This is a genomic window from Sinomonas terrae (assembly GCF_022539255.1).
Classification (GTDB): domain Bacteria; phylum Actinomycetota; class Actinomycetes; order Actinomycetales; family Micrococcaceae; genus Sinomonas; species Sinomonas terrae.
The window spans coordinates 2,160,511-2,184,634 of the sequence record NZ_JAKZBV010000001.1; the positions used below are offsets into that span (position 1 = coordinate 2,160,511).

At 65.3% G+C, this 24,124-nt stretch carries 24 protein-coding genes; 15 read left to right on the forward strand and 9 right to left on the reverse strand.

Going from position 1 to position 24,124, the window contains the following annotated elements; translation table 11 throughout:
* The first annotated feature begins 183 nt into the window (after nucleotides 1-183).
* From leuA to L0M17_RS10105, 3 genes are all read left to right on the forward strand, one after another.
* A complete protein-coding gene (gene leuA, locus L0M17_RS10095; RefSeq protein WP_241053831.1) occupies nucleotides 184-1,938 on the forward strand; it encodes a 2-isopropylmalate synthase in 1,755 nt (584 codons plus the stop codon).
* A gap of 69 nt (nucleotides 1,939-2,007) precedes the next feature.
* Entirely contained in the window at nucleotides 2,008-2,805 is a 798-nt protein-coding gene (recO, locus tag L0M17_RS10100; RefSeq protein ID WP_241053832.1) for a DNA repair protein RecO, read from the forward strand.
* Between the two features lie 2 nt (nucleotides 2,806-2,807).
* Nucleotides 2,808-3,605, forward strand: coding sequence for an isoprenyl transferase (locus L0M17_RS10105; protein WP_241053833.1), 798 nt, complete (start codon nucleotides 2,808-2,810; stop codon nucleotides 3,603-3,605).
* 54 nt (nucleotides 3,606-3,659) lie between these two features.
* On the opposite strand, the gene L0M17_RS10110 is transcribed toward L0M17_RS10105, so the two are convergent.
* Nucleotides 3,660-4,565, reverse strand: coding sequence for an alpha/beta fold hydrolase (locus tag L0M17_RS10110; protein ID WP_241053834.1), 906 nt, complete (start codon nucleotides 4,563-4,565; stop codon nucleotides 3,660-3,662).
* Between the two features lie 74 nt (nucleotides 4,566-4,639).
* On the opposite strand from L0M17_RS10110, the gene L0M17_RS10115 reads away from it, so the two are divergent.
* Nucleotides 4,640-5,731: a quinone-dependent dihydroorotate dehydrogenase gene (locus L0M17_RS10115; RefSeq protein ID WP_241053835.1), complete on the forward strand. Its 1,092-nt coding sequence runs from the start codon at nucleotides 4,640-4,642 to the stop codon at nucleotides 5,729-5,731.
* Here the strand turns inward: L0M17_RS10115 and L0M17_RS10120 are convergent.
* On the reverse strand, nucleotides 5,706-6,293 hold the full coding sequence (locus tag L0M17_RS10120; protein ID WP_241053837.1) for a DUF3043 domain-containing protein: 588 nt from the start codon (nucleotides 6,291-6,293) through the stop codon (nucleotides 5,706-5,708). The two genes, L0M17_RS10115 and L0M17_RS10120, sit on opposite strands and share 26 nt — an antisense overlap.
* 95 nt (nucleotides 6,294-6,388) lie before the next feature.
* On the opposite strand from L0M17_RS10120, the gene L0M17_RS10125 reads away from it, so the two are divergent.
* The 6 genes from L0M17_RS10125 to L0M17_RS10150 all read left to right on the forward strand — a co-directional run bounded on the left by L0M17_RS10125 (nucleotide 6,389) and on the right by L0M17_RS10150 (nucleotide 12,360).
* Nucleotides 6,389-7,792 carry a dipeptidase gene (locus L0M17_RS10125; RefSeq protein ID WP_241053838.1) on the forward strand — a complete coding sequence of 468 codons (1,404 nt, stop codon included), beginning with the start codon at nucleotides 6,389-6,391 and terminating at the stop codon, nucleotides 7,790-7,792.
* A gap of 57 nt (nucleotides 7,793-7,849) precedes the next feature.
* Entirely contained in the window at nucleotides 7,850-8,215 is a 366-nt protein-coding gene (locus tag L0M17_RS10130; protein WP_043120530.1) for a HesB/IscA family protein, read from the forward strand.
* A 214-nt stretch (nucleotides 8,216-8,429) separates the two neighbouring features.
* Complete coding sequence (gene ctaC, locus L0M17_RS10135; RefSeq protein ID WP_241053839.1) at nucleotides 8,430-9,287, forward strand: aa3-type cytochrome oxidase subunit II; 858 nt, start codon at nucleotides 8,430-8,432, stop codon at nucleotides 9,285-9,287.
* 10 nt (nucleotides 9,288-9,297) lie between these two features.
* Entirely contained in the window at nucleotides 9,298-11,016 is a 1,719-nt protein-coding gene (ctaD, locus tag L0M17_RS10140; protein ID WP_241053840.1) for an aa3-type cytochrome oxidase subunit I, read from the forward strand.
* Complete coding sequence (locus L0M17_RS10145) at nucleotides 11,016-11,417, forward strand: cytochrome c oxidase subunit 4 (RefSeq protein WP_241053841.1); 402 nt, start codon at nucleotides 11,016-11,018, stop codon at nucleotides 11,415-11,417. Before ctaD ends, L0M17_RS10145 begins: the two co-directional genes overlap by 1 nt.
* Before the next feature lie 208 nt (nucleotides 11,418-11,625).
* Nucleotides 11,626-12,360, forward strand: a complete 735-nt coding sequence (locus tag L0M17_RS10150; protein WP_255732708.1) for a GntR family transcriptional regulator — start codon at nucleotides 11,626-11,628, stop codon at nucleotides 12,358-12,360.
* A gap of 177 nt (nucleotides 12,361-12,537) precedes the next feature.
* Here the strand turns inward: L0M17_RS10150 and qcrB are convergent, their stop codons facing one another.
* The 4 genes from qcrB to ctaE all read right to left on the reverse strand — a co-directional run bounded on the left by qcrB (nucleotide 12,538) and on the right by ctaE (nucleotide 16,886).
* Complete coding sequence (gene qcrB, locus L0M17_RS10155; protein WP_241053843.1) at nucleotides 12,538-14,211, reverse strand: cytochrome bc1 complex cytochrome b subunit; 1,674 nt, start codon at nucleotides 14,209-14,211, stop codon at nucleotides 12,538-12,540.
* Nucleotides 14,208-15,263, reverse strand: a complete 1,056-nt coding sequence (gene qcrA / locus L0M17_RS10160) for a cytochrome bc1 complex Rieske iron-sulfur subunit (protein ID WP_241053844.1) — start codon at nucleotides 15,261-15,263, stop codon at nucleotides 14,208-14,210. The genes qcrB and qcrA overlap by 4 nt, the downstream gene beginning before the upstream one ends.
* 93 nt (nucleotides 15,264-15,356) lie before the next feature.
* Nucleotides 15,357-16,142 (reverse strand): cytochrome bc1 complex diheme cytochrome c subunit, encoded by a 786-nt coding sequence (qcrC, locus tag L0M17_RS10165; protein ID WP_241053845.1) that lies wholly within the window; start codon nucleotides 16,140-16,142, stop codon nucleotides 15,357-15,359.
* 78 nt (nucleotides 16,143-16,220) lie between these two features.
* Nucleotides 16,221-16,886 carry an aa3-type cytochrome oxidase subunit III gene (ctaE, locus tag L0M17_RS10170; RefSeq protein ID WP_241053847.1) on the reverse strand — a complete coding sequence of 222 codons (666 nt, stop codon included), beginning with the start codon at nucleotides 16,884-16,886 and terminating at the stop codon, nucleotides 16,221-16,223.
* Nucleotides 16,887-17,032: 146 nt separating this feature from the next.
* Here ctaE and trpD point away from each other — a divergent pair, with 146 nt between their 5' ends.
* Nucleotides 17,033-18,091 (forward strand): anthranilate phosphoribosyltransferase, encoded by a 1,059-nt coding sequence (gene trpD, locus L0M17_RS10175; protein ID WP_241053848.1) that lies wholly within the window; start codon nucleotides 17,033-17,035, stop codon nucleotides 18,089-18,091.
* 14 nt (nucleotides 18,092-18,105) lie between these two features.
* On the opposite strand, the gene L0M17_RS10180 is transcribed toward trpD, so the two are convergent.
* Nucleotides 18,106-18,384 (reverse strand): Lrp/AsnC family transcriptional regulator, encoded by a 279-nt coding sequence (locus L0M17_RS10180; RefSeq protein ID WP_241053849.1) that lies wholly within the window; start codon nucleotides 18,382-18,384, stop codon nucleotides 18,106-18,108.
* Nucleotides 18,385-18,436: 52 nt separating this feature from the next.
* Nucleotides 18,437-18,835 (reverse strand): DUF3054 domain-containing protein, encoded by a 399-nt coding sequence (locus L0M17_RS10185; protein WP_241053850.1) that lies wholly within the window; start codon nucleotides 18,833-18,835, stop codon nucleotides 18,437-18,439.
* 133 nt (nucleotides 18,836-18,968) lie between these two features.
* Here L0M17_RS10185 and L0M17_RS10190 point away from each other — a divergent pair, with 133 nt between their 5' ends.
* The 4 genes from L0M17_RS10190 to L0M17_RS10205 all read left to right on the forward strand — a co-directional run bounded on the left by L0M17_RS10190 (nucleotide 18,969) and on the right by L0M17_RS10205 (nucleotide 22,322).
* Nucleotides 18,969-19,445 (forward strand): VOC family protein, encoded by a 477-nt coding sequence (locus L0M17_RS10190; RefSeq protein WP_241053851.1) that lies wholly within the window; start codon nucleotides 18,969-18,971, stop codon nucleotides 19,443-19,445.
* Between the two features lie 117 nt (nucleotides 19,446-19,562).
* Nucleotides 19,563-19,928, forward strand: coding sequence for a YciI family protein (locus L0M17_RS10195; protein WP_241053852.1), 366 nt, complete (start codon nucleotides 19,563-19,565; stop codon nucleotides 19,926-19,928).
* Entirely contained in the window at nucleotides 19,925-21,142 is a 1,218-nt protein-coding gene (locus tag L0M17_RS10200; protein ID WP_443729161.1) for an RNA polymerase sigma factor, read from the forward strand. Before L0M17_RS10195 ends, L0M17_RS10200 begins: the two co-directional genes overlap by 4 nt.
* A gap of 307 nt (nucleotides 21,143-21,449) precedes the next feature.
* A complete protein-coding gene (locus tag L0M17_RS10205) occupies nucleotides 21,450-22,322 on the forward strand; it encodes a sigma-70 family RNA polymerase sigma factor (RefSeq protein ID WP_241053854.1) in 873 nt (290 codons plus the stop codon).
* Between the two features lie 144 nt (nucleotides 22,323-22,466).
* On the opposite strand, the gene L0M17_RS10210 is transcribed toward L0M17_RS10205, so the two are convergent.
* The gene (locus L0M17_RS10210; protein ID WP_241053855.1) at nucleotides 22,467-23,552 is read right to left on the reverse strand and encodes an NADH:flavin oxidoreductase/NADH oxidase; all 1,086 of its coding nucleotides are present in this window, start codon (nucleotides 23,550-23,552) and stop codon (nucleotides 22,467-22,469) included.
* Nucleotides 23,553-24,124 lie beyond the last annotated feature (572 nt).

The window sequence follows — 24,124 nt, forward strand, 5'->3', positions numbered from 1 at the left end:
GTGCTATCGTGACAAAGTGCCACACGCGCAGCGCCTTCTCCTTCTTAGCTGCCGTGGCGGGGCCCAGTAGCCAACTGAGGGACACGAGTTCCGAGAATGGCGTAGGCCGGATCCCCGCCGCGGAGTTTTCTGACGCCCGGCCGCAGAGGATCCCAGCTTTTGAGAAAGGCCTACAGTAAAACCATGCGCAACGCACAGAAGCCCTCGGGTATGCCCGTCCACCGCTACCTCCCGTTCCACGAGCAGATCACGGTCGAACTGCCGGATCGGACTTGGCCGGACAAGCGCATCGAGAAGGCGCCCCGCTGGTGCGCCGTGGACCTCCGGGACGGCAACCAGGCGCTCATCGACCCCATGAGCCCAGCCCGCAAGCTCAAGATGTTCAAGCTCCTCGTCCAAATGGGCTACAAGGAGATCGAGGTCGGCTTCCCGTCGGCCTCCCAAACCGACTTCGACTTCGTCCGCCAGCTCATCGAGGGCGGCCACATCCCGGACGACGTGACGATCCAGGTGCTCACGCAGGCGCGCGAGCACCTCATCGAGCGCACCTACGAGTCCCTCGCCGGAGCGAAGAGTGCGATCGTGCATCTCTACAACTCGACGTCTGTTCTGCAGCGTCGAGTCGTGTTCAACTCCGACGAGGAGGGCATCCTCGACATCGCTGTGCAGGGCGCACTTCTGTGCAAGAAGTACGAAGAGACCCTCCCGGACACCCACATCACGTACGAGTACTCGCCGGAGTCCTTCACGGGGACAGAGCTCGAGTACGCAGCCCGCGTCTGCAACAAGGTCGCAGAGATCTTGGAGGCGTCGGCGGACAGCCAAGTGATCATCAATCTTCCCGCCACAGTCGAGATGGCCACACCCAACGTCTACGCGGATTCGATCGAGTGGATGAGCCGGAACCTCAAGCCTCGCGAGGGCATCATCCTCTCCCTCCACCCGCACAATGACCGCGGCACGGGCGTCGCGGCCGCAGAGCTCGGCTATCTGGCCGGCGCTGACCGGATCGAAGGCTGCCTGTTCGGCAACGGTGAGCGCACCGGCAATGTCGATCTCGTGACCCTCGGCCTGAACCTCTTTGTGCAGGGCGTTGACCCGATGATCAACTTCTCGAATATCGACGAAATTCGCCGCACCGTCGAGTACTGCAACCAGCTTCCGGTGCCCGAGCGTTCGCCCTACGGCGGCGATCTGGTCTTCACGGCCTTCTCCGGCTCCCACCAGGACGCCATCAAGAAGGGGTTCGAGGCCCTCGAACGCGACGCCGCGACCGCCGGAGTCCCGGTCGACGAGTTCGTATGGCAGGTTCCTTACCTGCCCATCGATCCGAAGGACGTCGGCCGCTCGTACGAGGCCGTCATCCGGGTCAACTCCCAGTCTGGCAAGGGCGGCGTCGCCTACCTGCTCAAGAACGAGCACAATCTCGACCTTCCGCGCCGGGCCCAGATCGAGTTCTCGCGCGTCATCCAGCAGCACACCGACACGGCGGGCGGTGAGGTGAGCCCGTCCGTCCTCTGGGACATCTTCAGCGACGAGTACCTCCCGGCGTCGTCCGTCGACGGCGGCAAGGCGTGGGGCCGCTATGCCCTCTCCTCGGTGAGCACGGAGACCGCCGACGACGGCACGATGACGCTCGAGGCGGCGCTCCGCATCGACGGCACGCTGGTCCGGCGCACGGGAAGCGGCAACGGTCCGATCGCGGCGCTCCTCGACGTCTTCTCGTCGGAGGGCGTCGACGTCCGCGTCCTGGACTACACGGAGCATGCACTCTCGGAAGGCGGCAGCGCGCGTGCGGCCGCCTACGTCGAGTGCGGGATCGGCGAGCGGATCCTGTGGGGCGTGGGCATCGACGCGAATACGAGCCTCGCCGCCCTCAAGGCCGTGATCTCCGCGGTCAACCGCGCCCTGCGCGACGCGGACGCGGTCGGGGTCTAGGCCGACCCGCGCAGCGCCCCTACCTGTTTGGTCGGGGCGCTGCGCATGTGGGGTGGGACAATATGATCCATGGCTGAATCGACGTTTGCTGCGCGGAGCTACCGCGACGACGGCGTCGTCCTCCGCACCCATCGTCTCGGTGAGGCCGACCGGATCATCGTGCTCCTGACCAAGCATCACGGGCAGGTCCGCGCCGTAGCGCGTGGCGTGCGGCGCACCGGGAGCCGCTTCGGCGCGAGGCTCGAGCCGTTCATGGTCGCGGATGTCCAGTTCGTGCGGGGCCGTTCGCTCGAGGTCGTGGGTCAGGCGGTTGCACGAGGCACGTACGGCCAGGAGATCGCAGCGGACTACTCCCGATACACGGCCGCGGCGGCGATGGCAGAGACCGCTGAACGAATCACAGCGAACGACGGCGAGGCCTCCCTTCCGCACTACCAGCTCCTTGTCGGGGCCCTTGCCGCGCTGAGCCGAGGCGCACACGCCCCGGAGCTGATCCTTGATTCGTACCTCCTCCGGGCGCTTTCGACGGCCGGATGGGCACCGAGCTTCACTGACTGTGCCCGCTGTGGGGAGCCGGGACCGCATTCGGCTTTTTCTGCGGCGCTCGGCGGGATCGTCTGCCACGGATGCCGACCTCCGGGGTCGCCGTCCCCGGCGCCTGAGACGGTACGGCTGCTCACCGCCCTCCTGTCGGGCGACTGGACGGTAGCGGATGTCTCCGCCCCAAGCTCCCGACGGGAGGCCTCGGGACTCGTCGCCGCCTACGTTCAGTGGCACCTCGAACGCGCCGTCCGCTCGCTCAAGCTCGTCGAGCGGGATGCCGAGCCGATTTCGTCCCCGACCCGACAGGAGACCAGCAGCACGTGAGAATGACCCGCCGCGAGTCGCACCCCACGGTAGCCCCTTATCCGCACCCGTCGGGGGCCCAAGCCCCGGCCATTCCCCAAGAGTTCGTCCCCCGCCACGTCGCGATCGTCATGGACGGGAACGGCCGCTGGGCGAACCAACGCGGACTGCCGCGCATCGAGGGCCACAAGGCGGGGGAGCCTGCGCTCCTGGACGTCGTGGCCGGCGCGATCGAGATCGGCATCGAATACGTTTCGGTGTATGCCTTCTCCACCGAGAACTGGCGGCGCTCACCGGAGGAGGTCAAGTTCCTCATGGGCTTCAACCGGGAGGTACTGCACCGGCAGCGCGACACGATGAATTCCTGGGGCGTGCGCGTGCGGTGGGCCGGCCGCCGGCCGAAGCTCTGGGGGTCGGTCATCCGCGAGCTCCAGGAGGCCGAGGAACTCACTCGCAACAACACCAAGTGCCACCTGACCATGTGCGTCAATTACGGGGGCCGAGCGGAGATCGCCGACGCCGCCGCAGCTATTGCGCGCGACGTCGCGGCAGGCACGCTCAACGCTCGCTCGGTCACGGAGAAGACCGTCCAGAGGTACCTCGACGAACCGGATCTGCCTGATGTCGACCTCTTCCTTCGCAGCTCAGGCGAGCAGCGGCTGAGCAATTTCATGCTGTGGCAGTCCGCGTATGCAGAGATGGTCTTCATGGACACCCTGTGGCCGGACGTCGACCGCCGCACGCTGTGGGAGGCCGTCGAGATCTACGCACGGCGGGACCGGCGGTATGGCGGAGCGGTTGACAGAGCTCCTGGCGCCTGAGCGTCAGTCCGGCCCCGCATCGACCACGCCGTCGAACCAGGCGCCCAGCCGCCCCTAGGCGTAGCGGCGGACAGCCGGAGCGGAAAGAAGCACGTCGTGGAGTCCACCCTCCACGAGCACTTCGTCAAGCCTGCGGCACACGGCGTTTGCGGCCCGCCTCATGGGGCCAACCGAGAGGACCGCGTCTCTAGAGCGCATGTGCTCGCGCCACACAAGCCCGGTGTCGCTCCGGGTGGAGGCGAGGAGAACAGCGGGAACCGATACGGCTGGACCGCCGAGCAGTTCTCGCTGGGCCGAGAGGATTCCATGGAGCCAGCCGGCCCGCACCGGGAAGGCAGTCCGCGGGCGCAGGTCCTCGCGCAGGTCCCATTCGCCGCCCGCCTCCCTGGCTATCGCCCGCCAGAAGTAGCCGCGCGAGGGGAGCGGTATGACTTGGTCGGGGCGCGCCGTCACACGCCCCGCCAAAGCAAATTCCAGCATCCTTCCCGCCACCCGGCCGCCGTGGGCCACGAGCCACGGACTGCTCAGGACGAGGGCAGCCAACCGCTCAGGACGGCGTTGGGCCTCGAGCGCTACCGCAAGGCCGCCTGTGGAATGGCCCATGAGAACCACCGGACCGGGCCCATCGGCCTCGAGCGCTTCGAGCGCTGCACCGATGCTCTCGAGGTAGTACTCGGCAGAGGGGAGATAGCCGGGGTTGCCGCCCGGCCTCAGGCTGCGTCCATGTTCAGGAAGGTCAAGGGCATAGAACCGCCAGCCACGCGACGTGACGAAGTCCGCGAGCTCGGTGTTGAAGTAGTAATCGCTCCAGCCATGGACGTACAGAAGCGCCGTGGTTCGGATGGCGGTTTGGGCGCTCCTGTCGACGAAGCGGACAAGCGTGCCCGCCGTCTTGGTGCCAGCGAACAGCTCACGCTGCTCGAAGCCGCTTCCCAGGAAGTCGGCGCTCCAGCCCTCCATCTCTCCTCCTCGATACATCTGAAGAATAGGCCACCGTTTTGTCGGGTGGAGCGCGGCTAGGGGAGACTAGGGGCATGCGCTTCTACCCCCTCTTCTTCCGTGCCGCATTCTCCTGGATGGATGCGGAGCGCGCCCACCGGATCGGGTTCGAAGCCATCCGCGCAATCCACAGGGTGGGGGCCGGACGAGTCATCGAGCGGTTCGCTCGTCCCGCAGAATCGCTGCGGACTCACGCGTTCGGGATCGACTTCCCTTCCCCGTTCGGACTGGCCGCGGGCTTCGACAAGGAGGGAAAGGGCATCCTAGGCCTCGCCGAGCTCGGCTTCGGGCACATCGAGGTAGGGACGATTACGGGACAGGCCCAGCCGGGCAACCCGAAGCCACGCCTCTTCCGTCTCATCCCGGACCGCGCGGTCGTGAACCGCATGGGCTTCAACAACGACGGCGCTGCAGCGGTTGCGCCGCGCATCGCCGCCGCTCGCCGCGCTCTAGAGCAGCGGTACGGGGCCCAGCGCCCGATCATCGGGATCAATATCGGCAAGACCAAGATCGTTCCCCTCGAGGAGGCGGTGGAGGACTACCGCAAAAGTGCGCGCGTCCTCGCGCCACACGCCGACTACCTCGTTGTCAACGTGAGCTCGCCGAACACTCCGGGCCTACGCCTGCTACAGAGTGTCGACACGCTGCGCCCTCTTCTCGAGGCGGTGCGTGAGGAATCCTTGGCCTCGGCGCATCACCGGGTCCCGCTTCTCGTCAAGATCGCCCCCGACCTTGCCGACGGCGACATCGACGACGTTGCTCAGCTCGCGCTCGATCTCGGGCTGGACGGGATCATCGCGACCAACACGACCATCGGCAGAGAGGGCCTCGTCAGCGATCAGGCTGCCGTCCAGGCCTGTGGCGAAGGGGGTCTTTCGGGGGCGCCCCTCAAGGCGCGCTCTCTCGAGGTGCTTCGCCGACTCTCCGCCGTCGTCGGAAATCAGCTGACCCTCGTGTCCGTCGGGGGCGTCGAGACCGCCTCCGACGTAAAGGAAAGGCTCGCCGCAGGGGCGAGCCTTGTCCAGGGCTACACTGCCTTCCTCTACGAAGGACCGTTCTGGGCCGCCTCGGTGAACCGTGAGCTCGCCAAGGCGGGAGCCGTCACGAGGGGTACTGCCCGCGCGTGACCTGAGGCTTCGGCAGCCGGAGCGGCCGGAACTGCAGGGCTCGCATAGAGCCGTACCACACGGTGCCGCGCTCGACTTCGCCGAACTTCACCGTGAGCCGCTTCTTGAGCTGACGGGAGAGCCAGAACGTGTCGAGGATGACGAGGATGAACACGATCCAGAACGCAGCCAGAATGTAGACCTGCGCAGCGCTGGCCTGCGGTACGACAAACGAGATCACAACGAATGCGAGCGCACCGAACATGAGGTACTCGCCGATATTGAACCGCGCGTCGACGATGTCGCGCGCAAAGCGCTTCTGCGGGCCTCGGTCTTTGAGGGGGAGATGGCGTTCGTCGCCGGTCTGGAGGGCGTGTCGCACGCGCATGCGCTCGTCGGCCGCAGCCTGACGCTCAGCCACGCGCGACGCCTTCCGGTCCGCGGGCACTAGGGGACGACGGCGCGCGGCCTCCTGGTCCTTGCGCCGCGGGGTCGGCGCACCCTTGCCGACGAGCGGGGCAGTCGGCATCTCCTCAGGCTGCCCGGCGCTGTCCGCGGCGGGCTCGTTCTTTCGTCCAAACACCTCTCAAGGATAGCCGCCGAGAGGGGTTCGAGCGGCGCGGGGAACCGACGTGGCCGACCGTTGATGCCCGTACCCCCGGCTTGTACTGTGAAGCCATGATTTCAGATTCCCCAGTCCTCGCGCCCGACGTCATCACGGAGCTCCGCGACGCAGTGGAACGCCGCTTCGACGCCACCCTCTCCGAGCTCATGGAACTCGCGTCCATCCCCGGTATTGCGTGGGAGGCCTTCGAGCCCGCAGAGCTCGAGCGGAGCGCTCGGGCCGTCGCCGATCTGGCAGCCGCAGCCGGGCTAGACGGGGTGGAAATCCTTCGGGCCGTACGGCCGAACGGAAAGCCCGGGGGACCGGCCGTCGTCGCCCATCGGGCCGCCGCGCCCGGGAAGCCGACGATCCTGCTCTACGCCCATCACGATGTCCAGCCCCCGGGCGACCTCTCGCTCTGGGACTCCGAGCCCTTCACCCCTGAGATTCGCGAGGGGAGGCTTTTCGGGCGAGGTGCTGCGGACGACAAGGCCGGCGTCATGGTCCATCTCGCGGCCTGGCGCGCCGTCTCGGAAGTCCTCAGCGACGCCGCCGGTGTAGGCGTCACGCTCTTCGTCGAAGGAGAGGAAGAAGCCGGGTCGCCGAGCTTCCGCAATTTCTTGGAGACCTATCGGGAGCGTCTCGCCGCCGACGTCATCGTCGTCGCCGACTCAAGCAACTGGTCCGTAGGGACACCCGCTCTTACGACGAGTCTGCGAGGGCTCGTGGATGGGGTGTTCGAAGTTCGCGTGCTGAGCCATGCCGTCCACTCGGGCGTGTTCGGCGGCCCTGTCCTCGACGCCCCGACCCTCCTCGCGCGCCTCATCGCGACGCTCCATGACGAGGAAGGCAACGTCGCCGTCCCCGGCCTCGTCGTCGCCCCTGACCCGGAGGTCGAGTACCCAGAAGAGCAGTACCGCATTGACGCCGGGGTGCTCGACCATGTTCGGCTGGCAGGGAGCGGGAGCATTGCCGCACGGCTCTGGAGCCGTCCCGCACTCTCCATCATCGGCATCGATGCGCCGGCCGTGGCAGTCTCCTCCAACACGATCCAGGCCACCGCTCGTGCGAAGTTCAGTCTGAGGATTGCGCCCGGGCAGGATCCCGACTCAGCAATGGACGCTATGCGTCGTCATCTGGAGGCACACGTTCCGTTCGGTGCGGAGCTCGAATTCACGGCGGGGGAGCGGGGCAACGCCTACCTTGCGGACACGGACTCGCCCGCAGCGCGGATCGCTCTCGAGGCGCTGCGCAGCGCGTGGGGCGTGGATCCTGTCGAAATGGGAATGGGAGGCTCCATTCCCTTTGTTGCAGATCTAAAGGAGGTGTTCCCTGCGGCCGAGGTCCTCATCACGGGGGTCGAGGATCCTGACAGCAGGGCGCACAGCGCCAACGAGTCGCTGCACGTCGAGGAGTTCAAACGCTGCATCGTCGCAGAGGCGCTGGTTCTGGCGGCACTCGGCGCAGGAAAGGGTTAGCGCCCGCAGCGGAGCCCGCCGTAGCATGGAAGCAAGGCCACAGAGGGAAGGTATGGAATGAGCACTGCAACCAACGAGACCACCGAGGCCATCGGTTCGCATGAAGTGACCCTGACTGAGGTCGCAGCGGGCAAGGTCCGCAGCCTGCTCGAGCAGGAAGGGCGCACGGACCTCCGTCTGCGCGTTGCCGTCCAGCCCGGCGGATGCTCCGGCCTCATCTACCAGCTCTACTTCGACGAGCGCCTCCTCGACGGTGACGCTGTCCGTGACTTCGACGGCGTCGAGGTGGTCGTCGACAAGATGAGCGTGCCCTATCTCGCGGGTGCGACCATCGACTTCGAGGACACCATCTCCAAGCAGGGATTCACCATCGACAACCCCAACGCGCAGGGTTCGTGCGCGTGCGGCGATTCGTTCCACTGACCTATTGCCGCCTGCATTTCGGCCGTGTCTTCCGACAGCTCTTCTCGAGCGTCGAAGGCACGGCCGACGTGCATGTGCAGGATGTGGGCGATTCCTTTGCGATAGCTGTAAGCTCTACACCGAGTAGTAAAACTATGCCGCCGGGGAGCGAGTTTCTGCGGGTATTACCGCGGACGGGAAAGCCCGGCCGAAGCATCAAGAGGAAGGGCCGTCTGTGAGGTCGCAGAACCGAACCAGCAGCCAGCGCACTCGGAATATCACGGTAGCTTCCGTTGCCGTTGCAGGAGCGCTCGCACTGTCTGGATGTACAAGTCAGGTACAGAACGGCTGGTTGCCGGGATCGCGGGACACGACAAGCAACACGGGCATGGTCACGGACCTCTGGGTCAACTCGTGGATCGCTGCCCTCACGGTCGGAGCTATCACTTGGGGCCTGATCCTCTGGTGCATCATCGCCTACCGGCGCCGGAAGGGCACCGTCGGCTTCCCCCGGCAGACGAGCTACAACCTGCCCCTCGAAATCTTCTACACGGCGATCCCCCTCTTCCTCGTGGTCGTGTTCTTCTACTTCACCGACCGTGACCAGCGCGCGATCGACAATCCGAACGCGAACCCGGACGTCACGGTCAACGTCGTGGGCAAGCAGTGGTCCTGGGACTTCAACTACAAGCAGGGCGGCATCGTCAAGGACAACGTCTACGAGGCGGGCACCCAGACCCACCTCAACGGGACGCCGGTTGACCTCAACACCCTGCCGACGCTCTACCTGCCGGTCGGCAAGACCGTCACGCTCGACCTCACCTCGCGTGACGTCATCCACTCGTTCTGGGTTCCCGCGTTCCTCCAGAAGCGCGACGTGGTCCCGGGCCACCCGAACACCATGTACTTCACCCCGGAGAAGGTGGGCACGTACGAGGGCAAGTGTGCCGAGCTCTGCGGCGAGTATCATTCCGAGATGCTGTTCCAGGTGAAGGTCGTCTCGGAGGCCGACTTCCAAGCTCACCTCTCCGGTCTGCCGAAGGGTCTGCTCGACACGACGTACGACCGCAACCCGGATCTGAATCAGAAGTAAGGGAATCATCGTGGCTACCTACACACAGACGCCCTCGGCCGGGGCACTCAATGCGCCGGTCGTGCCGCGGTCCAAGGGACGCATCATCGTCAACTGGATCACGTCGACCGACCACAAGACCATCGGGTACATGTACCTGATCGCCTCGTTCATCTTCTTCTGCCTCGGCGGTGTCATGGCGCTGCTGATCCGCGCAGAGCTCTTCGAGCCCGGTATGCAGATCCTGCAGACGAAGGAACAGTACAACCAGCTGTTCACGATGCACGGCACGGTCATGCTGCTCATGTTCGCGACGCCGCTCTTCGCTGGCTTCGCGAACGTCATCATGCCGCTTCAGATCGGTGCCCCCGACGTTGCATTCCCGCGCCTCAACGCGCTCGCCTTCTGGTTCTTCCTCTTCGGCTCCTCGATCGCCGTGGCAGGCTTCATCACGCCTCAGGGTGCTGCCTCATTCGGCTGGTTCGCCTACGCGCCGCTTTCGAATACAACCTTCACCCCGGGCATCGGCGGCGATCTATGGGTCTTCGGTCTAGCCCTCTCGGGCTTCGGCACGATTCTCGGAGCTGTCAACTTCATCACGACGATCATCTGTATGCGTGCCCCGGGCATGACCATGTGGCGCATGCCGATCTTCACGTGGAACACGCTCATCACCGCGATCCTCGTGCTCATGGCGTTCCCGCCGCTCGCTGCCGCCCTCTTCGGCCTCGGTGCCGACCGTCGCTTCGGTGCCCACATCTTCGACCCGGAAAACGGCGGTGCGATCCTCTGGCAGCACCTGTTCTGGTTCTTCGGACACCCTGAGGTGTACATCATCGCGCTGCCGTTCTTCGGCATCGTCTCGGAGATCTTCCCGGTCTTCAGCCGGAAGCCGATCTTCGGCTACAAGGGCCTCGTGTTCGCAACGATCTCGATCGCTGCCCTCTCCGTAACGGTGTGGGCCCACCACATGTACGTCACTGGCGCGGTGCTGCTGCCGTTCTTCTCCTTTATGACGATGCTCATCGCGGTACCGACCGGCGTGAAGTTCTTCAACTGGATCGGAACGATGTGGCGCGGGTCGATCACGTTCGAGACGCCAATGCTGTGGAGCCTTGGCTTCCTCATCACGTTCCTCTTCGGCGGCCTCACCGGCATCATCCTGGCCTCACCGCCGCTCGACTTCCACGTCTCCGACACGTACTTCGTGGTCGCTCACTTCCACTACGTCGTCTTCGGAACCGTCGTGTTCGCCATGTTTGCAGGCTTCTACTTCTGGTGGCCGAAGTGGACTGGCAAGATGCTCAACGAGCGTCTGGGCAAGATCCACTTCTGGCTCCTGCTCATCGGGTTCCACGGTACGTTCCTGATCCAGCACTGGCTGGGCGTCATGGGCATGCCTCGCCGGTACGCCGACTACCTGCCTCAGGACGGCTTCACCTGGATGAACCAGTTCTCCACGATCTCCTCGTTCGTCCTCGGTGCGTCGCTCATCCCGTTCTTCTGGAACGTCTACATCACGGCCCGCAGCGGGAAGCGCGTGACTGTCGACGATCCGTGGGGCTTCGGCGCCTCCCTCGAGTGGGCCACCTCGTGCCCGCCGCCCCGCCACAACTTCACCTCGCTCCCGCGCATCCGCTCGGAGCGTCCGGCGCTTGACCTCCACCACCCGGAGCTGTCGATGGCCGGTTCGATCCAGCACTCCCAGACGGCCGCGGCCGTGACCGCCGACCGGAAGGAAACGCACTAGTGAAGGTTGAATCCTGGCTCTTCGGAACTGGAATTTTCTTCTTCTTTCCAGTAGCCATCGTCTACGGGTGGCTGACCCACTGGTCCGAGTGGGTAGGCATCATGGGCATCTTCCTCTTGGGCGGACTGGCCGGCATGATCGGCTCATACCTCGGCGTGACCTCTCGCCGTGTCGGTGCTCGTCCTGAGGACCGCGAGGACGCAGAGGTGCACGAGGGTGCTGGCGAGCAGGGGCACTTCAGCCCCTGGAGCTGGTGGCCGATCGTGCTCGGAGCCTCGGCGGCGACCGCGCTTCTCGGTGTTGCTATCGGCTGGTGGATCACTCTCGTCGGCGCCGGCATCGGCATCGTCGCCCTCGTCGGCTGGGTGTTCGAGTACAGCCGCGGGGACCACGCCCACTGAGCACGCTTTGAGCCTCTGAGGGCCCCCTCTGAGGACTTGGTCGAAGGGCCCGGCATCCGGATCAGGATGCCGGGCCCTTCGCCGTCTGCGGGCGCTTTTCGAAGCCCAGGAGCGTGTAGCCTTCTTGGTGGTGCCAGGTCATCAGGAGGAACGGGTGGAAGACGCCGACAGCATCGCCGGAAGGCTCGACAGGTCCTCGAAGACGGCTATGTATGTCCAGCTCCGGGAGCTTCTGCGTGAGCACATACAGACGAAGCTGACTCCCGGTGCGCCGCTTCCCTCAGAGCGCGAGCTCGCGCACCGCTTCGGCCTAGCCCGGATGACGGTACGCCAAGCGATTGACGCCCTCGTCGCTGAGGGCGTCCTCGATCGGATCGTCGGTCTGGGCACCTTCGTCAGCCGCCCCAAACTCGACCTACAGATGAAGCTGACCTCGTACAGCGAAGAAATGCAGCGCCGCGGAATGGTGCCCGACGCGAAGGTTCTGAGCTTCGAAGAGATCGGAGCCTCGGCCCACTTGGCTAGAGAACTCCAAGTCGACGAAGGAACGGCTGTGGTTCGCTTCCGGCGTCTCCTGCTGGCAGACCAAGAGCCCATGAGCGTCGATGAAAACTACATTCTCGCCCATCGGGTGCCGGGCTTCACCGAGGGCCCACCTCCAACGTCCTTGTATCAGGTTCTCAGCGAACGCTACGGCCTTGTCATGGAGTGGGGGGAGGACATGATCGAGGCCACGGCGGCGTCCCCCTCGATCGCGCGACTGCTCAAGGTTGACATGGGCGCACCCCTACTCAAGATCCAACGGCACGCGTACGTCGCGAAGGCCATGGTCGACTACTCCGTCTCGTACTACCGCGCAGACCGCTACAAGCTCTGGGTGCCCCTCCAGCGGCCTGGCGTACGGACACCGCGTTCCTACTCCACCCAGCGCTTCACAGGCTGAGAGCGCCTCAGCAGCAGCCTCTCAGCAGCGTTCCAGTCGACTCGTGTGCGGCTCCCGCCCGGCGGCGTAAGCCAAGCGGTCTGCCCGGACAAGGTGACTGCGTCACAAGCGGAAGGACCCCGCAGCGATTGCTGCGGGGTCCTTCCGTGGTTGGCTGGTTTGCCCTAGGGCCTTTGCTCAGTGGCCAGAGCCCGTAGGAGCCGATTCGATGGCCTCGTGATGGCCGTGCGCGTGCGCTGCCTCAAGCTCGGCCGGCGAGACCGGCGCTACGCGGTCCTCGAAGAACCACTTCGAGAGCTTGGCACGGCGACGCTCGCTCCGATCCACTACGCCCTTCGCGTTCGGCTGGGCCGGAAGCGGAAGTGGCGCCTCGTACGCGACCAGCTTGTAGCGCTTGTACTCGTCGAGCGGAGCGTGTACCTCGATGAACTCGCCGTGGGGGAGACGGACGATTCGTCCAGTCTCGCGGCCATGGAGAGCAATCTCGCGATCCTTCCGCTGGAGACCCAGAGCGATCCGCTTGGTCACCGCGAACGCGATGATCGGGCCAACGAAGAACAGTGTACGGAGCCAGTACGTCACGTCGTTCAGCGACACATGGAAGTGCGTCGCGATGAGGTCGGAGCTCGCGGCCGCCCACATGACGCAGTAGAACGTGAAGCCAGCCATACCGATCGCGGTACGAGTCGGAGCGTTGCGCGGACGGTCGAGAACGTGGTGCTCGCGGTCGTCCTTGGTGATCCAGCGCTCAATCCAGGGGTACGTGAACAGCACCGTGAAGACGATGAGTGCAGGGACAAGGGCTGGCAGCAAGATGTTCAGCGACAGCGTCTGGTTGAAGATCACGAACTCGAAGTGCTGGCGGTAGCCGCCGATATCACCGATCACGCCCGGCATGAGTCGTAGAGCCCCGTCAACCCAGCCGATATACCAGTCCGGCTGGGTGCCAGCCGATACGGGGGAGGGGTCATACGGGCCGTAGTTCCAGATCGGGTTGATCGTGAAGGCTGCAGCCATGGCCGCGAGCACCCCGAAGACGATGAAGAAGAAGCCACCGGCTTTCGCCGCGTAGACAGGACCCAAAGGGTAGCCCACAACGTTGCGATCGTTCCGGCCGGGGCCGGGGTACTGAGTGTGCTTCTGCAGGACCACAAACATGAGGTGGAGGGCCACGAGACCCAGGATCATCGCTGGGATGAGCAGGATGTGGAGCACATACAGGCGTCCGACGATCGCAGTGCCCGGGAACTCCCCGCCGAAGAGGAACATCGAGATCCAGGTGCCGATGACCGGAATTGCCATGACAACGCCGTCGATGATGCGGAGGCCGTTGCCCGAGAGCAGATCATCCGGGAGCGAGTAGCCGGTGAAGCCAGCCGCCATGCCGAGGATGAGCAGCACGCCACCGATGACCCAGTTCATCTCACGCGGCTTGCGGAACGCCCCGGTGAAGAACACGCGGAGCATGTGCACCGACATCGCAGCGACGAACAGGAGCGCAGCCCAGTGGTGAAGCTGGCGCATGAATAGGCCGCCGCGGATCTCGAACGAGATGTGCAGAGACGACTCGTATGCGACAGACATGTCCATGCCGCGGAGCGGGACGTACGCACCCTGGTAGGTGGTTTCCGCCATGGACGGGTTGAAGAAGAAGGTCAGGAACGTACCTGACATCAGCAGGATGACGAAGCTGTAGAGCGCAACCTCGCCGAACATGAACGACCAGTGATCGGGGAAGACCTTCCGGCCGAACTCGCGCGTAACGGTTGAAAGGCCGGTGCGCTGATCGACGAATTCGGCGATTCGGCCAACCTTCGTCGGTGCTTGGTAAGAGGAAGGGGTGCTGCTCACGAGTACTCACGCTCCCAGTAGCTCGGTCCAACGGGTTCGTGGAAGTCCGAAGTGGCCACGAGATACCCGTCAGAATCAACTTCGATCGGCAGCTGCGGGAGCGGACGGCTCGCCGGGCCGAAGATCACCTGGCACTCGTGCGTGAGGTCGAAGGTCGACTGGTGGCACGGGCAGAGGAGGTGGTGGGTCTGCTGCTCGTACAGCGCCACGGGGCAGCCGACGTGCGTGCAGATCTTGGAATACGCAACGATGCCGTTGTAGTTCCAGCTCTCCCGACCGGGCGAGACATGGAGGTCTTCGGGGTTGAGGCGCATAAGCAGGACGACGGCCTTGGCCTTCTCGTTGTTCTTGTTCTCCTTCAGGTCATTCAGGCCTTCGGGAATCACATGGAACGCGGAGCCGATGGTGACGTCAGCAGCCTTGATTGGCGTGCCATCCGGGTCGCGGGTCAGGCGGACCTTCTTGCCCGTCTGCGCGTTGGGGGCCCACATGGTGTGACGGAGCATGTCCGTCGCGTTGGGGCCGAGATCGCCGAAGACGGCGAGGGCGGGCAGGGGAGCCAGCGCCAGAGCACCGATGATGGTGTTCCGGATGAGGGGGCGGCGCTTGATGCCCGTCTCCTCGATGATGTCGTCAACGATCTTGACTGCGGCCTGGCGGTCCTCCTCGCTGCGCAGCTCATGGCGCGCTTCCGAGACCTCGTGATCGGGCATGAGCGACTTCGCCCAATGCACGATGCCCGTACCAATCCCCAGCATCGCGAAAGCGGTGCTGAAACCCAGCAGAATGTTCTGCGTGCGAATCGTGTCAACGGTCGATGTTGGACCGAGATCGATGGCGAAGTACGAGACAAGGAACACCACTGTGCCGATCACCGAGATGATGAACAGTACGGTGACCTGGCGCTCTGCGCGCTTCGCGGCCTTGGGGTCGGTGTCGGACAGACGCAGGCGGTGCGGCGGGATCCCCGGATCCTCGAACACACCCCCGGCCTGACCAGCCGTAGCTACGGTGCCCCCATGCTGTGGGGCTCCGTCACTAGGGTTGCCCATATTTCCCCTCATCCTTCCTGTGCCCCGGGGCCCCGGGGACGATGTTCAGTTCAATCAGCCGCGTCGGCGGCCGAACGTGTTAGCGGTCCCTGATCAGGAGGTCCGGGACGTGAGCCAGATGGTGAAGGCGATGATGACGCCCAGACCAGCGACCCACATGAAGAGACCCTCCGAAACTGGGCCAAGGCCGCCGAGATCGGCGCCGCCGGGCGAACCCTGCCGCTCGATGGTCTGCAGGTACGTGATGATGTCGCGCTTGCCCTCAGGCGAGATGTTCGCGTCGCTGAACACCGGCATGTTCTGGGGGCCGGTCTCCATGGCCTCATAGATGTGCTGGGCCGTCACGCCGGCAAGCGGCGGAGCGAACTTTCCGCGCGTCAGGGCGCCACCGGCAGCGGCAGCGTTGTGGCACATCGCGCAGTTGACGCGGAAGAGCTCGCCACCATGGGTGGCGTCTCCCTGGCCGTCGAGCATGGCGGGATCCGGAAGCGACGGACCGGCACCGAGCGACGCGACGTAGGCAGCGAGCTGACGCGTCTGAGTGTCATTGAACTGAACGGGCTTCTGCTCCGCCTGAGGGCCGTTCGCCTCCATCGGCATACGGCCCGTGCCAACCTGGAAGTCGACGGCGGCAGCACCGACGCCGACCAGAGACGGGGCCGCGGGAGATCCCTGGGCCCCCATCCCATGGCACGTCGCACAGTTGGCCACGAAGAGCTTCTGGCCCGCGGTCACGTCGGCGGCCGAGAATCCAGTATCCGCTTTGGCCTGATTGGCGGAGCTCGCCACCGAGTAGAGGGCACCGGTCAGCAGGAGCCCCATGACCAGCAGTGCCACGACTGCTAGCGGATGCCGCCGCTTCTGCGAGAGTGACTTCACGTAATCGTTCCTATCCGTCTGTACCGCGGCCCCGAGGGCGCGCTGTCAAAGTTGTGCTGCCAGCCGAAGCGGCGTGTGCTACTTGAGGACGTAGATGACCAGGAAGAGCCCGATCCACACGACGTCGACGAAGTGCCAGTAGTACGAGACGACGATGGCCGACGTGGCTTCATAGTGCCCGAAGCGCTTCGCAGCAAACGCCCGCCCAATGATGAACAGGAAGGCGATGAGGCCGCCGATGACGTGAAGGCCGTGGAAGCCCGTCGTGATGTAGAAGGCCGAGCCGTAGGCGTTCGACGAGAGCGTGATGTGCTCGGAGACGAGCGTCGTGTATTCAGTGGCCTGGCCTGCGACGAAGAATGCACCCATGAGGAACGTCAGCACGAACCACTCGACCATGCCCCACTTGGCGAACTGGAACAGTCCCCCCGTGCGCCGCGGCTGGAGGCGCTCGGCGGCGAACACACCCATCTGGCACGTGAACGAGCTGGAGACCAGCACGATCGTGTTCACGAGCGCGTAGGGGAAGTCCAGATGGGACGTCTCCGTGGCCCAGAGGCCGAGGGTCCCAGCCCCACCGGTGGAAATCTGACCGGAGGCGCGGAGGGTGAAGTACATGGCAAAGAGGCCGGCGAAGAACATCAGCTCGCTCGAAAGCCACACCACGGTCCCGACGGAGACCATGTTGGGGCGGTTCAGCGTGGGATGTGCCGGGGTTGTCGGGGCATGAGTCGCTGTCGTCACAAGGACATTATGTCTACAAACAGCGGGTTCGCCCAACGCGAACCGCCTCTTCTGGGAACTTTTTCTACAAACCCTCGAAAATCCGCGGAACGCCAGGCGTCCGTCATCCGTTCGCCCGCGGACAAGTCGGTCGATAGCATCAGGGAGTGACCAGTCAGGACCAAGGAGCCAACTCCGCGCACAGTTGGCGGACCCTCATCGGATCCCTCGTGAGAGGCCAAGACCTCACGCAGGAGCAGACCGGTTGGGCGATGGACACCATCATGTCCGGCAATGCGACCGAGGCCCAGATCGCGGGATTCCTCGTCGGCCTTCGGGCCAAGGGCGAGACGGTCGAGGAGCTCACCGGCCTTGTGGACACGATGGTCGCTCGCGCTACGCCGATCTCCATCGAAGGCGAGAAGCTGGACATTGTCGGCACCGGCGGCGACCAGCAGAACACTGTGAACATCTCCAGCACGGCTGCGCTCGTCTTGGCCGGAGCCGGGGCGAGGGTCGTGAAGCATGGAAACCGGGCGGCGTCGTCGTCGGCGGGTTCCGCCGACGTTCTGGAGGCGCTCGGGGTGCGGCTCGACATGAGCGTGGAGCGAGTTGCTGCCTCAGCCGTCGAATGCGGCATCACGTTCTGCTTCGCCCAGGTATTCCATCCGTCGTTCCGGCACACCGCGGTGCCGCGGCGCGAACTCGCGATCCCGACGGCATTCAACATTCTCGGCCCGCTCACCAATCCGGCTCGTGTCCAGGCCTCGGCCGTAGGCTCAGCTGATCCTCGGATGGCGCCTCTCATTGCGGGCGTCCTGGCCAACCGGGGGAGCAGGGGCCTAGTCTTCCGCGGTGACGACGGACTGGACGAGCTCACGATCACGACGACCTCCCGTGTGTGGGAGGTCCGTGACGGGCGCGTCGAGGAGTCTCTGCTGGATCCTCTCGACCTCGGGATCTCCCGCGCCCCGCTCGACGCTCTCCGTGGCGGCGATGCCCAGCACAACGCAGCCGTTGTCCGCAGCGTTCTGGGCGGCGATAAGGGACCGGTGCGGGACGCCGTCGTCCTCAACGCCGCCGCCGGCCTCGTGGCGTTCGACCTCGCAAGCGAAGGCCCGCTGATCGAACGGCTCTTGGAGGCGAAGCTGCGCGCTGAAGATGCCATCGACTCTGGCGCCGCCGCCCAATCGCTTCAGACCTGGGTGGAATTCAGCCGGGGCTAGGCCCGAAACCCGAGCTATTCGAGGCCGATTGAGAAAGCGGCCTCGAGGTCATGCCGCGAATACGCGCGGAAGGCGATGTGCGTCGTCGTCTCCACGACGCCCTCCACCTTCGAGAGGTGGTCCGCGACGACGTCGGCCAAGTCCTCGTGCTGCTGGACGCGCGCGATGGCGATCAGATCCCACTCGCCCGTGACCGAGTACACCTCGCTAACGCCCGGAATCGCCGAGATCTTCTCCGCTGCCTCCGGGATCTTGTTCGACTCCGTGCGGATGAAGACGAATGCCGTGATCATGGTCCTCCGATCGACTCCTGTAGTGCTGGGAACCACCCTAGTGCCGGAGCGTTCAGCGGCGTCCGGCGACGCGGCCAAGCAACCGGGCGACCGCGCGCCATCCCACAATGAACAGGCCGAGGAAGCACAGCGCGACGACCAGGAACGTCACAGCGAGCCCCTGCCCGGTGACCGCGCGCAGCAGCATGCCGACGATGTAGGCCCCGAGCCACACACTCACCCCGGAAGGCCAGAGGGCCAGCGGACGCCGCCGCACTACCGGAAGCGCCCACCCGAGAGCCGCCCCGGCCAGGAAGGGCCACGCAGTCGAAAGCACGCCCAGAACGGGGTTTGCCTCGCCGTGGAACCCGCGGCCCATCGCGGCGAACACAAGGACGACGACGGCGTCCCCGACGAGGGCAAGCACGGTGGTTCGGACGCGGCTCGGCAGGGCGAGGGCTTCAGGGGTCATGAATAAAGGGTACTGGGGTCAGGTGTGAGAAGTGCCATTGAGGGAAGCGCAGCCTCTTCTCTCGGGACATCGAAAGCGGGAGAATCCGGACTGTCCGGGAGACTTATTGCACCTAACCAGCGAGGAGGCCCGCGTGCCGGAGATCGTCCCTTGCCTCTGGTTCGACACCCAGGCGGAAGAAGCGGCCGAGTTCTACGTCTCGGTGTTCCCGAACTCGAAGGTCACCTCAGTCGACCGGTACGGCGAAGCCGGGCCTCGACCAGCCGGAACCGTGCTGACAGCCGCCTTCGAACTCGACGGCAAGCCCTTCCTCGCTTTGAACGGCGGCCCTGAGTTCACGTTCGACGAAGCCGTGTCCATGCAGGTGTTCTGCGCCGATCAGCAGGAAGTGGACCATTACTGGGCCTCCCTGACGGCCGACGGCGGCCAGGAGAGCCAGTGCGGTTGGCTCAAGGACCGGTTCAGATTCTCGTGGCAGATCGTGCCGACGCGCCTGACGGAACTCCTGCATGACCCGGATCCAGCTCGGGCGCAGCGTGCGATGAGTGCCATGCTTCGAATGCGCAAGATCGTCATTGCCGAGATCGAGGATGCTGCCGACGGCGGCTGAGTCGACGAGAAGATTCTGCTGCTCGAGCGTCGAAATGCCGGGCTCCCACTCGTCTAGAAGGTGAGAGCCAATTTGGCTCCCATACATCAGGAGGCACAACTCAGGAGGCAGCAGGCCATGACTCAGTATCTGATCGCCATGTACCAGCCCGACGGCGTCGTTCCGCCGCCCGAGGTCCTCGGTCCCATCATGGAGAAGCTCGAAGCGTTCAATGCCGATCTCCGGGCGGCCAATGCCCTGGTCTTCGGCAACGGCCTGACAGATGCGGCTTCGGCCACGGTGCTTCGGCACAACGGGCGCGAAGTTGTGGTGACGGACGGGCCGTACGTCGAAGGCAAGGAACATCTCGGCGGCTTCGAGATCATCGATGTCCCGGATCTCGACGCAGCACTGACGTGGTCCCGCCGTCTCGCCGAGATCACGGGCCTTCCGATTGAGGTGAGAGCGTTCGCCGACGTGCGTGGGGTGGTCGAGCGGGCGTGAACCCAGCGGATGCCGTGGCGGCCGTTTTTCGCGAGGAATACGGTCGCGCGGTGTCCGTCGTCCTCCGCACGACGCAAGACCTAGGGCTGGCCGAAGAGGCTGTGCAGGAGGCCTTCACCGCGGCGGCCGAACGATGGCCATCGGAAGGAGTTCCAGAGCGGGCTGGGGCGTGGATCATCACGACGGCGAGGCGCCGCGCCGTCGACCGCTTCCGCAGGGAGACAGCGCGTGGCGGCAAAGAGGCGGAAGCGGCCCTTCTCCGCCAGTACGACGACGACGGCGACCCTGACGTCTTCGGTGACGATCGCCTGAAGCTCCTCTTCGTCTGCTGCCATCCCGCGCTCTCACTGCAGGCGCGGATCGCCTTGGCGCTCAAGGTGCTTGGAGGCCTGACAACGGCACAGATCGCTTCGGCCTTCCTAGTGAGCGAAACGACGATGGCCCAAAGGCTCTCGCGGGCGAAGGCGAAGATCCGGGACAGCCGGATTCCGTATCGGGTGCCCTCAGGGAGTGAGCTGCCGGAGCGGCTCGCCGCGGTCCTCTCGGTCGTCTACCTCATCTACAACGAGGGCTACTCGGCGGACTTGGGCACCCAAGCCGATCGCGCAGGACTCTGCAGGGAGGCCATCCGGCTATGCCGGACCATCTCGCATCTGCTCCCGGACGAGCCCGAAGGCGAGGGGCTGCTTGCACTCATGCTCCTCTCCGAGTCCCGGCTTCAGGCCAGATCCGGGCCACACGGCGCTCTGATCCCGCTTGCAGAACAGGATCGCTCGCTCTGGGACGATGCGCTCATCTCGGAGGGGCTCTCACTCGTAGGGCGATGTCTCCGGCGAGGGCGGTTGGGCCCCTACCAGCTTCAGGCGGCAATTCAAGCCGTGCACAGTACGGCGCCCTCGGCGAGCGCAACGGATTGGCAGCGCGTCGTCCGCCTGTACGACGCCCTGGCGCAGCTTGCGCCTGGCCCCGTCGTGGAGCTGAACAGGGCAGTCGCCCTTGCCGAAGTCACCGGCCCGGAAGCGGCCCTCGCCGTCGTCGACCGGCTCAAGCTCGGGGACTACCACGTCTTCCACGCGGTGCGGGCCGACCTGCTGCGGAGGCTGGGGCGCGCGGACCAAGCCGCGCACGAGTATGCCGACGCTGCGCGCCTAGCGCCGAGCCCGGGGGAGAGGGCCTTTCTTCAGGCCAGGATGAGAGACCTCGGGGCGTCGTGAAAGGGAGGACGAGCGGCCGCCAGCTTCACTGTCATGAGGGCATCGCTACAGCTTCTTCCCTCCCGCATCGACGCCCGGCAGCGCGTTGGGAAGGACGGCCCGCAAGTCTGGACAGAACGTTCTGTCTACCTGTACCGTCCGAAGAGTAGTTGAGGTCAGCACTGGTTCTGCCAGGCCCCGGATCTCCACAAGCGAAGAAGAAATCGGCTCAAGCAGCGGGCCGCGCCACAACCCCAGGAGGTGCCCTCCCAAACTCTGTGCGCTGAACAAGTCAGATTCCGACCCCAGCGAGGAGAAGACTCAGGAAATGGAAAGCGTTCACAGACTGCCCGCTGCAACGATGGCGCCGGTCTTGCCCGATGAATCGCACCGCGAAGAGCCACATCGCGACGATCACGAGAACCAGCAGGATTCCCTAGATCCGTGGCACGAGGACGTTCCGGAGGATCTCGAGACGACAGACTCCGATCGCGCCCCCGCGGACACGTTGGCCCGTGCGAGCGCGGCCGGGGACTTGGCGGTCGAGTACCTTGGCGTCGCGGACGCCTTGGCACGCCGTTTCCGCTGCCCTGGCCATGACCCGGAAGACCTTCGGCAAGTCGCGAGGCTCGGCCTCATGAAAGCGGCCAAGCGCTACCGTACGGGCCGCGGCCATGGCTTCGTGCCCTACGCTGTGCCCACGATCACGGGCGAACTCAAGCGCTACCTCCGCGATCAGTCGTGGATCGTGCGGCCGCCGCGGGGGATTCAGGAGCTGCGATTGAAGGTCAACGCGGCGCGCCCACGCCTAGCCCAGACCCTCGGCCACGAGCCCACGACCCTCGAGCTCAGCCGGGAGCTGAGCGTGAACGTCGAGGACGTGGCCGAGGCCCAGATCGCCGACGCCTCGATGGTGCCCGACACAATCGAGCACGCAGACTCTCCTGAGGACCCGCAGGGGCGCAGGCTGAGCGTGGTGGTGGCCACTGAAGATCCCGGCTTCGAGCACGTGGAGTCCTTGCATGCGCTCTCCGGCGCCCTCGAGGACGCCTCCGAGCAGGACCTTGAGCTTCTCAGGCTTCGCTTCGTCCAGGAACTGACTCAGGACGAGATCGCCCAGCACCTCGGCGTGAGCCAGATGCAGGTGTCCCGTCTCCTGCGCCGGCTCCTCGGCCGTCTTCGCCGCCGGATGGCGGCGTAGCCGACCCTAAGCGCGTCGGAATGCAGGGACGGCCTGCCCCAGCTTCGGCTGGGGCAGGCCGTCCCTGTTCTCATAAGCGCTTCTCTCGCTCCGGTGTCGCATCGGACGGTCGCATCGGACGCTCGAGCCTGACGTTCAGGCGGGTCAACGCCGCCACTTGGCACGCGTGTACTGCGGCGGCCAGTAGTCGACCTCCACGCCCAGTTCGTGCGCAGCGCGCAGGGCGAAGTGGGGGTCGCGAAGGAACTCCCGGCCGACCATTACCGCATCAGCCTCCCCGGACTCGACGATCTGCCCTGCATCCTGAGGCGTCGTGATCAGCCCGACGGCGTTCACAGGATGACCGGTGCCTTCCTTGACCTCGGTCGCAAAGCTCACCTGGTACTTCGGGCCTACGGGGATCCGGACGTTGGGCACAAGGCCGCCCGTCGAGATGTCAAACCAGTCGGCGCCTTCTTTTGCAGCCCACTTCGCGACCGTGATGGTGTCCTCAACGTTCCACCCCTCGTCTCCGGCCCAGTCTGTTGCGGAGAAGCGGACGAAGATCGGAATCGCTTCTCCTGCCACGCGCCGAACCTCCCGCACTGTTTCAAGAAGGAAGCGGGCTCGATTCTCGAGGCTCCCGCCATAGCCGTCATTGCGCTGGTTCGATAGCGGTGAGAGAAACTGGTGGAGGAGGTAGCCGTGCGCCGCGTGGAGTTCGATGATGTCGAACCCTGCCTCGACGGCACGCGCCGTCGCTCCTCCGAAGTCAGCGACGATTTCACCAATCTCGGCCTCGGTCAGCTCGCGCGGCACCGCGTATCCGTCGAACGCGACCGCCGACGGGGCCACCGCCTCCCAGCCCCCGTCCTCGACGGGCTGCGTCCCGTGGCCGCTCCATTCCCGGTACGTCGACGCTTTGCGGCCCGCGTGGTTGAGTTGAATGGCTGCCGTTGCACCCTGCGAGTGGATGAACTCGACGATGCCGCGCCAGGCTTCCTGTTGGTCCCCGTTCCACAGCCCTGTGTCCCAAGCCGAAATACGGCCCTCGGCGGAGACAGCCGTGGCTTCGGTCATCACCAGCCCCGCCCCTCCGCGGGCGAAGGAACCCAGATGGGCGAAATGCCAGGGCGTTGGCACACCGTCCACCTTCTCCACCGAATATTGGCACATAGGGGAGACCCAGAGCCGGTTGCGAATGCTGGTTCCTCTGAGAGTGATGGGGGAGAAGAGCGTATCGGCGCACATGCGCCTAGCCTCCCGCTAGGTGATTGCCGAGGTCAACTTGATTCCGCGTTACCTTTTTGAGATCTGCAAGTGCGATCGCCTACCATGGCTCTCCGATGGCGGCTTTTGACGAGAACACAGAGCACTTTCCGACCGCGAAGCAGGGGCCGGTCTTTGTCGACGCATCGGGAAGGCGGCTCCGGCGGATTCGAGCAATCGGTGCCGCCGCCCTGGCCTTGGTAGGTGGGTACGTTGCGCTCTTGGTCGTCGCACTCCTAGGTGGCCCCAATGTTGCGGCACCCTACCTTCCGCAGCCTGCCCTCCCCGCGGCTCCGTCTTCTCAGCCTGCAGCCCCCAACGCGGCTGCAGATTCAGCGCCCCCGCTGGCTCCGTCGTCGTCCGCTGCTGGAGTTCCCTCCACCGGTGTGTTCGCCGGGGCACCGGTCGCACAATATGCGCCCGCGGTCCAAGCCCCGGTGGCAAACGCCCTGCCGATGCAGGCCCAAGCGGCGCCACAAGCGTCCCCGGCGCCCACCCTTGCCGTGCCAGCCCCGGCAGCGCCAGCGCCACAGTCGACCGCGCGAGGGAAATCA